1 protein-coding gene is annotated in these 575 nt (G+C 60.2%); it reads left to right on the top strand.

Translation table 11 applies throughout. The features are described from left to right. The coding region (locus ACFFNA_RS39300; protein WP_378925670.1) for a group II intron maturase-specific domain-containing protein at positions 1-523 on the top strand (523 nt) is incomplete at its 5' end. Positions 524-575: the final 52 nt, after the last annotated feature.

Raw genomic sequence — 575 nt, 5'->3', positions numbered from 1 at the left:
CTTCGTCATCCTCAGCCGCGGGCACGCGGACGAGGCGCTGGCGTGGACACGTTCGGTGATGACAAAACTCGGGCTGACGCTGAACGAGGCGAAGACCTCGCTGAAGGATGCCCGCACGGAGCCTTTCGACTTCCTTGGCTATACGTTCGGACCTCACCGCTACCGGAAAGACGGCCATTGGTACCTGGGTGCGAGCCCATCCAAGAAGAGCGTGCAACGGATCAAAACGAAGATTGGCGATCACTTGGTAAACGGCAACAAAGAGCCGTGGCCCGTGGTCTGCACCCAGCTGAACAGGCTTCTGCGCGGCTGGTCAGGCTACTTTGGCTATGGAACACGCTTGCCGGCCTATCGAGCGGTCGACAACCACGTCTATGACCGTGTTCGCGCCTTCCTGCGCAAACGGCACAAGGTGCAAGGACGCGGCACACAGCGTTTCTCCGACGACATTGTCTTCGGAAAACTTGGTGTCCTGCGTCTTCGACGCGTGCACATTGGACCGCCGCCGCGTGCCTCACGATGAAACCAGTCGGAAAGCCGGATGCGGGAAATCCGCACGTCCGGTTTGATGAGCG

It is taken from the genome of Mesorhizobium kowhaii (assembly GCF_042431665.1).
GTDB classification, from domain to species: Bacteria; Pseudomonadota; Alphaproteobacteria; order Rhizobiales; family Rhizobiaceae; genus Mesorhizobium; species Mesorhizobium kowhaii.
The sequence above is the reverse complement of the archived record's forward strand: the minus strand, read 5'-3'. Positions and strand labels throughout refer to the sequence as shown.